8 protein-coding genes, 3 tRNA genes, 2 rRNA genes and 1 pseudogene are annotated in these 12,689 nt (G+C 53.9%); 5 read left to right on the top strand and 9 right to left on the bottom strand.

Translation table 11 applies throughout. The annotated features are described in order from the left end of the window. Positions 1–545 precede the first annotated feature (545 nt). A complete protein-coding gene (hpxZ, locus tag ABUK12_RS10965; protein WP_410016293.1) occupies positions 546–929 on the top strand; it encodes an oxalurate catabolism protein HpxZ in 384 nt (127 codons plus the stop codon). A gap of 47 nt (positions 930–976) precedes the next feature. Here hpxZ and puuE read toward each other — a convergent pair whose 3' ends face one another. Next, complete coding sequence (gene puuE / locus ABUK12_RS10970) at positions 977–1,963, bottom strand: allantoinase PuuE (RefSeq protein WP_410016294.1); 987 nt, start codon at positions 1,961–1,963, stop codon at positions 977–979. 238 nt (positions 1,964–2,201) lie between these two features. On the opposite strand from puuE, the gene ABUK12_RS10975 reads away from it, so the two are divergent. Then, positions 2,202–2,585, top strand: a complete 384-nt coding sequence (locus tag ABUK12_RS10975) for a tautomerase family protein (RefSeq protein WP_410016295.1) — start codon at positions 2,202–2,204, stop codon at positions 2,583–2,585. 155 nt (positions 2,586–2,740) lie between these two features. On the opposite strand, the gene ABUK12_RS10980 is transcribed toward ABUK12_RS10975, so the two are convergent. Next, positions 2,741–2,817: transfer RNA gene (locus tag ABUK12_RS10980), tRNA-Asp, on the bottom strand. A gap of 135 nt (positions 2,818–2,952) precedes the next feature. Beyond that, positions 2,953–3,720 carry a DNA polymerase III subunit epsilon gene (gene dnaQ, locus ABUK12_RS10985; RefSeq protein WP_410016296.1) on the bottom strand — a complete coding sequence of 256 codons (768 nt, stop codon included), beginning with the start codon at positions 3,718–3,720 and terminating at the stop codon, positions 2,953–2,955. Here dnaQ and rnhA point away from each other — a divergent pair. Continuing rightward, positions 3,665–4,233: pseudogene (gene rnhA / locus ABUK12_RS10990) on the top strand (ribonuclease HI). The gene dnaQ and the pseudogene rnhA overlap by 56 nt on opposite strands. Positions 4,234–4,241: 8 nt before the next feature. Here rnhA and ABUK12_RS10995 read toward each other — a convergent pair. Beyond that, positions 4,242–4,952 carry a class I SAM-dependent methyltransferase gene (locus ABUK12_RS10995; protein WP_410016297.1) on the bottom strand — a complete coding sequence of 237 codons (711 nt, stop codon included), beginning with the start codon at positions 4,950–4,952 and terminating at the stop codon, positions 4,242–4,244. A 49-nt stretch (positions 4,953–5,001) separates the two neighbouring features. On the opposite strand from ABUK12_RS10995, the gene gloB reads away from it, so the two are divergent. Both gloB and mltD read left to right on the top strand, forming a co-directional pair. Then, positions 5,002–5,754, top strand: a complete 753-nt coding sequence (gene gloB, locus ABUK12_RS11000; protein ID WP_410016298.1) for a hydroxyacylglutathione hydrolase — start codon at positions 5,002–5,004, stop codon at positions 5,752–5,754. 71 nt (positions 5,755–5,825) lie between these two features. Beyond that, on the top strand, positions 5,826–7,229 hold the full coding sequence (gene mltD, locus ABUK12_RS11005) for a murein transglycosylase D (protein ID WP_410016299.1): 1,404 nt from the start codon (positions 5,826–5,828) through the stop codon (positions 7,227–7,229). A 72-nt stretch (positions 7,230–7,301) separates the two neighbouring features. Here mltD and ABUK12_RS11010 read toward each other — a convergent pair whose 3' ends face one another. The 5 genes from ABUK12_RS11010 to ABUK12_RS11030 all read right to left on the bottom strand — a co-directional run bounded on the left by ABUK12_RS11010 (position 7,302) and on the right by ABUK12_RS11030 (position 12,534). Then, entirely contained in the window at positions 7,302–8,147 is an 846-nt protein-coding gene (locus tag ABUK12_RS11010; protein ID WP_410016300.1) for an endonuclease/exonuclease/phosphatase family protein, read from the bottom strand. A gap of 405 nt (positions 8,148–8,552) precedes the next feature. Next, positions 8,553–8,629: transfer RNA gene (locus tag ABUK12_RS11015), tRNA-Asp, on the bottom strand. Positions 8,630–8,903: 274 nt separating this feature from the next. Further along, positions 8,904–9,019, bottom strand: a 5S ribosomal RNA gene (gene rrf / locus ABUK12_RS11020). Positions 9,020–9,145: 126 nt separating this feature from the next. After that, positions 9,146–12,059: ribosomal RNA gene (locus ABUK12_RS11025) — 23S ribosomal RNA — on the bottom strand. 399 nt (positions 12,060–12,458) lie between these two features. Further along, a tRNA-Glu gene (locus ABUK12_RS11030) sits at positions 12,459–12,534 on the bottom strand. Positions 12,535–12,689: the final 155 nt, after the last annotated feature.

The raw sequence follows: 12,689 nt of genomic DNA on the forward strand, positions 1-12,689 counted from the left end.
GTATCGACGCGGAACAATAAAGAGATGATCGCCGTCTGGCACAGCCCGCCGCTTCGCAGGCCGGCGCACCGCGCCGGGGCGGATGAGCGGCATAAAGAATGCGCCTGAACCGTAACGCTTGCCTGGATGGCGATAACTACTGCAACTGCCTTATGCAACTGCCCTGTGCAACTGCCGTGCCATGGTGCGGCCACGGTGGATTGCCGGCATTTGCGCGCCATAGCCCGCATAATGCGCCGGGCACGATGCGCGAAATATAAAGGGGTGGCGACGCAACGGCATTCTCTCCGGCAGGCAACGCACCATTACAGCGCAACATCACTCACCCGCGCACCAAAAAACCTCATACACCGGCGCACCATTGGCGTGCGTCTGCGCCCGCCCGGGCCGTGCCCCGCCGTTATATTGGAACGTCTCTTGCTTAATCCAGCATTGAGTAAAGATAATGATACCGGCGGACCCCGGCAATGTTACTCTAGCCGCTACCCCTGGGCACCGGAGCAGCGCGGCATTGTCAACGTGACCATAGCAAGAGTAAACGCAGCATGAAAAGTGAATATATCGATCGTCCGGCCATCCTGGCGGAAGTTAACGCCGCCTTTTACCAATATGAACAAGCGCTGATCACGAATGATGTCGCCACGCTCGACGAGCTGTTCTGGCACGATCCCCGCACCGTCAGGTACGGCGCCGGTGAAAACCTTTACGGTATCGAGGCCATCCAGGCTTTCCGGGCGGCGCGGTCGCCGGCGGGCCTGGATCGGGTGTTGCAAAATACGGCCATCACCACCTTTGGCGATGATTTGGCGGTGGCCTGCACCGAATTTACCCGCTCTGGCAACGATAAGATCGGTCGTCAAACCCAGACCTGGGTCAAACTGGCCTGCGGCTGGCGCATTGTCGCCGCGCATATCAGCCAGATGAGCTGAAACGGCCCTCCCCGCGCTTGGCCGGCCGAAAGCGCGCGGGAGGGATTTCAGGCCGGTTTATCTTCCGGCGCGGCATGCCCGGCCGCGAAAGGATGATGGGTTATCCAGTGATCGGCGATGTCCTGCCGGCGGCAAATCCAGACCCGCTCATGCTGCTGCACATAATCCAGGAAACGCTGCAGGGCGCGGAAACGTCCTGGCCGCCCGAGTATCCGGCAATGCATCCCCACCGACATCATTTTCGGCGACGTTTCCCCTTCCGCATACAACACGTCAAAGCTGTCTTTAAGATAAGTGAAAAATTGCTCGCCGCTGTTAAATCCCTGCGGCGTGCTAAACCGCATATCGTTCGCCTCGAGGGTATAAGGGATGATCAGATGCGGCTTTACCGAGCCGTCCGTACAGGCCACCTGAGTCCAAAAGGGCAAGTCGTCGCCATAATAATCGCTGTCGTAGAGAATGCCGCCATGTTCCACCACCAGCCTGCGGGTATTGGGACTATCACGGCCGGTATACCAGCCCAGCGGCGTCTTGCCGAACAGTTCGGTTAACGTGTCTATCGCCTGCTGCATATGCTGGCGCTCGGTTTTGGCGTCCATCCCCTGATAATGCAGCCAGCGCCAGCCATGGCTGACCACATCGTAACCCGCGCCTTTGATGGCCTCGACCACCGCGGGGTTACGCGCCAACGCCATAGCTACACCGAACACGGTCAGCGGCAACCCGCGCCGTTCAAACTCCTGCTGGATGCGCCAGAAACCGGCGCGGGATCCGTACTCATATAAAGATTCCATGGACATATGGCGCTCGGAGTAACTTGCCGCGCCGATAATATCCGACAGAAACTGCTCGGATCCCGTATCGCCGTGCAATACGCTGTTTTCGGAACCTTCTTCGTAATTCAGCACGAACTGCACTGCTATGCGGGCCTGTTCCGGCCAGGCGGCGTGAGGTGGCTTGCCGGCATAACCGATCAGGTCGCGCGGATAGTTTTTATTAAACGAAAAACTTTTTTTGTCGGTCGCTTCACTCATGATCAGTTCCTTTTAAAGATCCGGTGTCTAAGTTTAGTCTGCAAAAAGGCGCTGATAGTTCTCTCACCCGCAGAAATACCGCCGCCTGCCCACCCGCCATCCGCTACGGCACTGCCGGTATACCCTCCGGGGAACGTGCTCTTGCATGGCGTGGGGTCATACCCTACTATTGCTGCATTCGCGGCCATGGATAGTCGGATGGCCGGATATTCTTCAATTTTGCCGTGGAGTGAACGTTATGCCGCTGGTTCGTATCGATATCAAGAAAAATCCCGACCCGACCTATATTGGCCGGGTGGGTAAAGTCGTTTATCAGGCGATGAAAAGCGCCATCAATGTGCCCGAACATGATAATTTCCAGATTCTCGGCGAGCACGACGGCGATCATTTTATTTATGATGCCGGTTACCTCGGCATTAACCGTACGGATAAGCTGGTCATCATCCAGATTACCCTGAATGAGGGCCGCAGCATCGAGCAGAAAAAATCGCTCTACAAAACCATTGCCGGTGGACTGCGCGAGGCGCTGGGCGTATCGCCCGAGGATGTGTTTATTAATCTTATCGAAGTAAAGAAAGAGAATTGGTCGTTTGGCAACGGCATTGCCCAATACGCAGGCTGACGGGCGCCTAGATTATTATCGTGACATCGCGCGGCGCCTGAAACACGCCGCGCTATCGCAAAAGAGGTTAACCAGAAACACGCCGCGCGCTCGCCAAGGGTGTTAAAAAACAACATGGGCCGCAGCGTAAACGCAGCAGCCCATTGGGAATTAGTTGGCGGTGTGGACGGGACTCGAACCCGCGACCCCCGGCGTGACAGGCCGGTATTCTAACCGACTGAACTACCACACCGCACATGTGCTTTGTCGGGAAAGCGAGGCGAATAGTACGGTCAGCGCCGGTCGCCGTCAATGCTTTTCACCCGGCAATATGTTGTTTGGCGATTATTTGGACATAACGTTGTTTATTCAGCCGGAATAGCGGATATCAGTGTGTTTGCTCTTCGCTTTCCGGTCGCCACAAACAGCTGCCGCCCTTTTTCTTCACCAGGTCGAGCCGTGATTCATGGGCCGCCATTTCCTCCTCGCTGGCATAAATAACCTTTAGCTGCGACTGCGCGCGCACCACCCGCTGAATATTCTCGCCGCCGTCAGCGTTGCGCCGCCCGCTCTCCCCTTCCATGGAAAAACGCATCGACGTCTGCCCGCCGGTCATGGCCAGGTACACTTCCGCCAGGATTTCGGCGTCAAGCAAGGCGCCGTGCAGGGTGCGCTTGGTATTATCGATCAAATAACGATCGCAAAGCGCATCCAGGCTGTTGCGTTTGCCCGGGAAGAGTTTACGCGCCAGGAACAGGCTATCGGTGACTTTACAGAAGGTATCGGTTTTGCCGATCCCGCGGTTAAGCTTGCCGAACTCGTAATCCATAAAGCCGATATCGAAGGGCGCGTTATGGATGACCAGCTCGCCGCCGCGGATAAACTCGATAAATTCGTCCGCCACCTGCTCAAACGTGGGTTTATCCGCCAGGAATTCATCGCTGATGCCATGGATATTATAGGCTTCCGGGTCGACCAGCCGATCCGGCTTCAGGTAAACATGGAAGTGCCTGCCGGTAAGCCGACGGTTGATGACCTCGACCGCGCCGATCTCGATGATCTTATGACCTTCGTAATGAACCCCCAGTTTGTTCATACCGGTGGTTTCAGTATCCAGAACAATCTGGCGCGTAATTCCAGTGCCCGTTGCGTTCATTTATGTCAGACTTGGTTTTTTTAACATGAAGGTAGTCTACCAGAGATGCAGAAACAGGTAGAAATTTTCACCGATGGATCTTGTCTGGGCAATCCCGGCCCGGGCGGATACGGTGCCATACTGCGCTATAAGCAGCATGAAAAAATATTCAGCGCCGGTTACCGGCTTACCACCAACAACCGCATGGAACTCATGGCGGCCATTGTCGCGCTGGAGGCGCTTAAAGACCCCTGCGAAGTGGTTATCAGCACCGATAGCCAGTATGTACGCCAGGGCATTACCCAATGGATTCATAACTGGAAAAAGCGCGGCTGGAAAACTGCCGAAAAGAAACCGGTCAAAAATGTTGATCTGTGGCAGCGGCTGGATTTAGCTATCCAAACCCATGTCCTGCGCTGGGATTGGGTAAAGGGCCATGCCGGCCATCCGGAAAACGAACGCTGCGACGAGCTTGCCCGCAGCGCGGCGTGCAATCCGGCGTTCGACGATATCGGTTACCAGCCGGAAAAATAGCGGGCGCATCAGTTGCTCCGGCTGGCGGCGCCTACCGTGCGCCGGAGCGACGCCTTGAGGGTTTTGCTTTTCAGGGGATTGAGCGTGAGCGGGAAGGTTCGTTTGCGCGCGACAATCATGCTCAGGCATCCAATAGCGGGCAGATGCTCGCTCAACAGACGCCCGCCCCGGCGACGCCACGGCAGCACCTGGAAACGCGAACGGTGCATCACTTCAAAATTCAGCACGCTAAGCCAGTCCAGTAACCGCATCTGGGTATACATCCGGCTGCGATAGGGCTGCCGGCGCTGCACGATTGGGCAGAGTTTGCCGATGCCCAGCAGACTCACCGGGTTGAACGTGGTAATGATCAGCCAGCCGTCATCAATCAACACCCGGTCGATTTCCCGCAGCAGACGGTGCGGATCCGAGGTGTAGGACAGCGTGTGGGCCAGCAGGCAGGCGTCGGTGGATTTGTTGGCGAACGGCAATTGAAAGGGATCGGCGATGACGTCCAGGTTATCACCTTTGATGCCGACATTGACCTGATGTGAAATAGCGCATTCACTGGTATCGATGTCCCCGCTGAGCGCGCCTATTTTAATGAGATGAAAACCGAATAATTTGGGCCACCAGGGCAACAGGCTGGTCTCCAGCGCCCGACGGTAGTTAGCTCCGTATGGGAGGTCATCCCATGAGGTTGGCGCGATGATAGGCTGCGTAATTTGCGCTGGTTTCATGTTTGACTATCTTCTAAGTGCCATAAGAAAAAATGAACAGAGGTGATCAATGAATCTTATCAGTATTCCCGCGTTTGCGGATAATTACATTTGGCTTTTGCATAACGACGCCCAGGAATGCATTATCGTCGACCCCGGCGAGTCGGCGCAGGTCATCGCTGAACTGACCGCCAGGCGCCTGACGCTGAAAGCTATCTTTTTAACCCATCACCACCAGGATCATGTGGGCGGCGTGCCGGAGCTGCGCCGGCATTTCGATGTCCCGGTCTATGGACCGCAGGAGACCGCCGCCAAGGGCGCCGACCATATTGTCGGGGAAAACGATCGGGTGGAAGCGCTTAATATGTCCTTTTCCGTGCTGGCCTTGCCCGGCCACACATTAGGACATATCGGATTTTATAGCGCGCCCTATTTATTTTGTGGCGACACGGTATTTTCCGCCGGCTGCGGGCGTTTATTCGAAGGCACGCCAAAGCAAATGTATGAGTCTTTTCAAAAAGTTAAACAACTACCACCCGAGACATTGCTCTGCGCCGCGCATGAGTATACTTTAGCCAATCTGGCCTTTGCGCGGTCGATATTACCCGAAGATACAACGATCGCCGCTTATGAGCGTGAAATTAAGCAGTTACGGGCAAAAAACCAAGCCAGCCTGCCCTCAAAACTACATTTAGAGGGTAAAATTAACCTATTCTTACGTTGCCATGACATTGATTTACAAAGAAAGTTAGACCCACATCATGCACTGCACGAGGAATGGCGTATTTTTGCCTTATTACGGGAGAAGAAGGATCATTTCTGAAGGTTTAGGTTGTAATGTCGGAATGTTCAAAGTATTATTGCTTGTCTTTTAAGCAACTATTGACATACAGAATGAAGACTCATGCGATCTTAATCGCCTCGGTCTTGCTCGTGGGTTGTCAGTCGTCCAGGTCGGCCGACTCACCTCCCGAACAGCATGCACAGAGTGTTTCTTCGGCAGGTCAAGGTGAAGCAGGAAAGTACACAGACGGCCGAGCGATCTCGGCGCGATGGCTTGGAGATTCAAGCCTCGCGCAGCCTGATTTGTGGAACTTCATTAGCGACGAGCTGAAGATGCAGATACCGGAAAACGCCCGGATCCGCGAGCAAAAAAAGCGTTATTTAAGTAATAAGAGCTATCTCCACGATGTAACATTACGGGCAGAGCCGTACATGTACTGGATTGTCGAGCAGATTAAGCAACGAAAAATGCCGATGGAACTGGTACTGCTACCCATAGTGGAGAGCGCTTTTGACCCTAAGGCAACATCCGCCTCAAACGCGGCTGGCCTTTGGCAGATTGTGCCCACAACTGGCAGGAATTATGGCCTAAAGCAAAACCAATGGTATGACGGTCGTCGCGATGTCGTCGCGTCCACCACCGCTGCACTCGATATGATGCAACGTCTCAATCGCATGTTCGACGGCGATTGGTTGTTGACGATTGCTGCTTATAACAGCGGTGAAGGACGGGTCATTCAGGCGATGAAATCCAACAAAGCGAAGGGGAAACCCACCGATTTTTGGGCACTGTCATTGCCGCGCGAGACCACTATCTATGTGCCGAAAATGCTTGCGCTTAGTAATATTATTAAGAATAGCAAACAATACGGCGTCGCCCTGCCGAAAAGCAATGACGACCGCGCTTTAGCGCGCGTGGAAGTGGGTCAGCAAATAGGTTTGAGCCAGGCGGCGGAAATGTCGGGTTTGTCGTTAACGAAGCTGAAAAGCTTCAATACCGGCTACAAGCGTAACGTAACCGCGCCAAACGGCCCGCATTACATTATGTTGCCCAAAGCCCACGCCACACAGCTGAGGGATTCGCTGGCGGTAGGCGACATCGCAGCGGTGCAGCAATCCACCCAGTTGGCGGATACGGCAGTCAGCGGCGCGAAATACCAGGTACGTTCCGGAGATACCTTGTCGGGCATTGCCAAACGTCTGAATGTGAAGGCGAGCGACTTGTTGAAATGGAACAACCTGCGTACCAGCAGCAGCCTGAAAGTCGGGCAAACATTGCAGGTGGCGGACAATAGCCTCGGCGGCAAAGCCGGACAGGCGCTGCCGGTGGCCAATAACGGCGGCAGCATCACCTACCGGGTACGTAAGGGTGATTCCTTGTCCAGCATTGCCAAACGGCACGGTGTCGATATACAGGACGTCAAGCGCTGGAACGGCGCGCTGGATAATGCCGGCACCTTGCAGCCAGGCCTGAAGCTGACGTTGTTTGTCAACGGCAAAGCCACCGACTCCTGACGGGTTACGGCACATAAAAAAACAAGCACCGCGGTGCTTGTTTTTTTTATGCCTGGATCATGCCCCGCTCACCTAACCGGCATTCGGTATTCCGACGATTTTGGTTTCCGGCACCGATTTATCGGTGCGCTTATGGGGTTCAAACTCAACCAGCAGCGGATTATGATCCGAGGCCTGCGTGACCAGTACCGATGCCTCGGTGACTTTCAGCCCCCGGTAAAACACAAAATCCAGCGGACGGCCAAAAGCGCGGCGGCGCTGATCGTCGATAAACTTCACTTCGCGCAACGTCATCCGATCGGCAAAACGATATAAAGCCGTAATCCGCTGCCGGCTCCAGGCATTAAAATCACCCGCCATGATCACCGGTCCCTGATGATTCAGGATTTGCTCGCCAATCGGCCCCAGCTGCTTGCTGTAGACGTCCACGCCCAGGCTGAAGTTAACCGCATGGATATTGACCACCATCATCAGTTGCCCGTCATACAGGGGATAAACGGTGACCAGGGCGGATTTCGCCAAACGCAGCAGCGGTTCCCGCTCGCGCAGCGGGCAACAATAAACCGGATGTGCCGCGGACAATGTCATGACACCCGACGGATGCTGCGGAAATATCAGTGCCGGCACCTGGTCGGTCGCCAGATAATTTGATGTAGCAAACCTCACCAGCTCCGGCGTGGTTTGTGCCTCCTGCAATAATACCAGTTGGGCATCCTTGCCGAACCCTTGCAGCACGGAGAGCCAATCAGCACGCTGCTGTTTGTAGATGTTCCAGACCATTACCCGCAATAGCTTGGATCCCGGCAACGGCTCGCCGGGAGGCAACGCTTGACCAAGGCGACTGAAGGCAAGTGGGGGGAAAATACGCTCAACCGGCTGTCCCGCAACATACCTGACTGAATATGTTTTTTTTGCCACGGTTACCGCCTATTTAACTGTTTCTTTTGCGTCTGTGTCATGATTAATGGATTCATTTGGACAGCTATTTTTTATCCACAGACATTGTTATGATCATGATCTTTTATAGAATGTTTAATTTTTAAATTCAACGCCGAAGCACAATACGGCATCGGTTTCACTCATTGTACCATAAAATTTGTTTTAACCGGGGCCATGCGCCTGTTTGCCCCGCCGCCTAACGATTTGCCTGTTATTAATGGGCCGCATTAATTAGTCAAAGATCTATGATAAATAATGATTTTACCCTGGAGTTTGCCCAGCGGAGATGGTGCGTGAGGAAGGGAAAATATTTGTCGTGAGATAGCAGGGGTAACATCAGGCATAAAAAAAACCCTGAACATATGTTCAGGGCCTTATTTAGGGTGGCGGTGCGGACGGGACTCGAACCCGCGACCCCCGGCGTGACAGGCCGGTATTCTAACCGACTGAACTACCGCACCACGATTCGGTACTACACCCAAACATAACATTTGCGGGGTCAACGCATGTTAAAACCGTTTGCGGTGCTTGACCAACGCCTTTCGCTTCGCTCAAGGTATTGGTCTTAATGGATGCCTGGCAGTTGATGCCTGACTGCGTCAGGCCCCTTTCGGGCCGCCGCAAGCGGCGTTCAACAGGCTCCGCCTGTTGTCCTGCTCTCTGACTCGAGTAGCGAACTGCCAGGGTTACTTCACAACGCCTCTCGCTTCGCTCAAGGTATTGGTCTTAATGGATGCCTGGCAGTTCCCTACTCTCGCATGGGGAGACCCCACACTACCATCGGCGCTACGGCGTTTCACTGCTGAGTTCGGCATGGGGTCAGGTGGGACCACCGCGCTAGTGCCGCCAGGCAAATTCGTTTACCAACCGTCATCCTGCTACTGATGACCATCGGCCTTTATCCGGAACTTCGCTGAAAATTCTCTCGCCGCCCCTTGGGGCAACGCTCTCTTCGCGTCAAACACTTTAGGTGTTGTAAGGTTAAGCCTCACGGGTCATTAGTATCGGTTAGCTCAACGCATCGCTGCGCTTACACACCCGACCTATCAACGTCATCGTCTTTAACGTCCCTTCAGGTGACTTAAAGCCACAGGGAAGACTCATCTCGAGGCAAGTTTCCCGCTTAGATGCTTTCAGCGGTTATCTCTTCCGCACGTAGCTACCGGGCAATGCCATTGGCATGACAACCCGAACACCAGTGGTGCGTCCACTCCGGTCCTCTCGTACTAGGAGCAGCCCCTCTCAATCTTCCAACGCCCACGGCAGATAGGGACCGAACTGTCTCACGACGTTCTAAACCCAGCTCGCGTACCACTTTAAATGGCGAACAGCCATACCCTTGGGACCTACTTCAGCCCCAGGATGTGATGAGCCGACATCGAGGTGCCAAACACCGCCGTCGATATGAACTCTTGGGCGGTATCAGCCTGTTATCCCCGGAGTACCTTTTATCCGTTGAGCGATGGCCCTTCCATTCAGAACCACCGGATCACTAAGACCTGCTTTCGCACCTGCTCGAGCCGTCACTCTCGCAGTCAAGCTAGCTTATGCCTTTGCACTAACCTCACGATGTCCGACCGTGATTAGCTAACCTTCGTGCTCCTCCGTTACTCTTTAGGAGGAGACCGCCCCAGTCAAACTACCCACCAGACACTGTCCTCGACCCAGATTATGGGCCGGAGTTAGAACATCAAACATTAAAGGGTGGTATTTCAAGGTTGGCTCCATGCAGACTGGCGTCCACACTTCAAAGCCTCCCACCTATCCTACACATCAAGGCTCAATGTTCAGTGTCAAGCTATAGTAAAGGTTCACGGGGTCTTTCCGTCTTGCCGCGGGTACACTGCATCTTCACAGCGAGTTCAATTTCACTGAGTCTCGGGTGGAGACAGCCTGGCCATCATTACGCCATTCGTGCAGGTCGGAACTTACCCGACAAGGAATTTCGCTACCTTAGGACCGTTATAGTTACGGCCGCCGTTTACCGGGGCTTCGATCAAGAGCTTCTCCTTGCGGATAACCCCATCAATTAACCTTCCGGCACCGGGCAGGCGTCACACCGTATACGTCCACTTTCGTGTTTGCACAGTGCTGTGTTTTTAATAAACAGTTGCAGCCAGCTGGTATCTGCGACTGGCTTCAGCTCGGGGAGCAAGTCCCTCCACCTAATGCCAGCGTGCCTTCTCCCGAAGTTACGGCACCATTTTGCCTAGTTCCTTCACCCGAGTTCTCTCAAGCGCCTTGGTATTCTCTACCTGACCACCTGTGTCGGTTTGGGGTACGATTCGATGTGACCTGGAGCTTAGAGGCTTTTCCTGGAAGCGTAGCATCAATTCCTTCACCACCGTAGTGGCTCGTTATCACGCCTCAGTGTTGAATGAAAAAGCGGATTTACCTGCTCTTTCCACCTTCACGCTTAAACCGGGACAACCGTCGCCCGGCGAACCTAGCTTTCTCCGTCCCCCCTTCGCAGTCACACCCAGTACAGGAATATTAACCTGTTTCCCATCGACTACGCCTTTCGGCCTCGCCTTAGGGGTCGACTCACCCTGCCCCGATTAACGTTGGACAGGAACCCTTGGTCTTCCGGCGAGCGGGCTTTTCACCCGCTTTATCGTTACTTATGTCAGCATTCGCACTTCTGATACCTCCAGCAACCCTCACAGGCCACCTTCGCAGGCTTACAGAACGCTCCCCTACCCAACAATACCCGAAGGTATCGCTGCCGCAGCTTCGGTGCATGGTTTAGCCCCGTTACATCTTCCGCGCAGGCCGACTCGACCAGTGAGCTATTACGCTTTCTTTAAATGATGGCTGCTTCTAAGCCAACATCCTGGCTGTCTGTGCCTTCCCACATCGTTTCCCACTTAACCATGACTTTGGGACCTTAGCTGGCGGTCTGGGTTGTTTCCCTCTTCACGACGGACGTTAGCACCCGCCGTGTGTCTCCCGTGGTAACATTCTTCGGTATTCGCAGTTTGCATCGGGTTGGTAATCCGGGGTGGACCCCTAGCCGAAACAGTGCTCTACCCCCGAAGATGAATTCACGAGGCGCTACCTAAATAGCTTTCGGGGAGAACCAGCTATCTCCCGGTTTGATTGGCCTTTCACCCCCAGCCACAAGTCATCCGCTAATTTTTCAACATTAGTCGGTTCGGTCCTCCAGTTAGTGTTACCCAACCTTCAACCTGCCCATGGCTAGATCACCGGGTTTCGGGTCTATACCCTGCAACTTAACGCCCAGTTAAGACTCGGTTTCCCTACGGCTCCCCTATTCGGTTAACCTTGCTACAGAATATAAGTCGCTGACCCATTATACAAAAGGTACGCAGTCACCCTGATAAATCAAGGCTCCCACTGCTTGTACGTACACGGTTTCAGGTTCTGTTTCACTCCCCTCGCCGGGGTTCTTTTCGCCTTTCCCTCACGGTACTGGTTCACTATCGGTCAGTCAGGAGTATTTAGCCTTGGAGGATGGTCCCCCCATCTTCAGACAGGATATCACGTGTCCCGCCCTACTCATCGAGCTCACAGCACTTGCACCTTCGGATACGGGGCTATCACCCTGTGTTGCCGGACTTTCCAGACCGTTCTCCTGATGCAAATGCTGATGGTGACTCTGGGCTGTTCCCCGTTCGCTCGCCGCTACTAGGGGAATCTCGGTTGATTTCTTTTCCTCGGGGTACTGAGATGTTTCAGTTCCCCCGGTTCGCCTCAATACGCTATGGATTCACGTAATGATAGTGCAACGAATTGCACTGGGTTTCCCCATTCGGACATCGCCGGCTGATAGCGCTTCATATCAGCTCACCGGCGCATTTCGCGGATTAGCACGTCCTTCATCGCCTCTGACTGCCTAGGCATCCACCGTGTACGCTTATTCACTTAACCTCACAACCCTAAAGTGTCTGTGTTGCGACTGGCTGCACACTGCCATGGCATCGTTGCGCGGTGCTCGCCATGCTCATGGACATTGAGTCCACTCCGCTGGCTGCGCGCCGTGCGCCTTGCCCTGACACTGTTCGCACAGTCTCACCCTGGTGAGAGTAAACCCTCGCCTGGGCTACAAAGATTGCCATCGACACGGCAATCATTAGGTTTGCTTGCTTTGAGAGAATCGCATACTGATTTTGCTCAGCATGTTTTTTTCAAATTTTCAGCTTGTTCCGGATTGTTAAAGAGCATGTATTTCGCAGCATACTGATACGCGGTTGCGTAACAATGTGCTCTGAAATCATCAGACAATAAAGGCGGGTCTGGTTTGGTTAACAGGTCGTATGAAAAAGAGTTTGGCGTCCCCTAGGGGGTTCGAACCCCTGTTACCGCCGTGAAAGGGCAGTGTCCTAGGCCACTAGACGAAGGGGACAGGAGTGCGTTTGTGAGATAAGTTGTCGTCAATAGGCAACGAATTCTTATGCCACCGTTTTTTATCAACCCTGCCTTAACATTCAGGAAGAGGGCATGACAAAAAACCATACGAGCTGTTTGCTCATTACAGTTATCAGACAATCTGTGTGGACA

It is taken from the genome of Sodalis sp. C49, assembly GCF_046352915.1.
Lineage (GTDB): Bacteria > Pseudomonadota > Gammaproteobacteria > Enterobacterales > Enterobacteriaceae > Acerihabitans.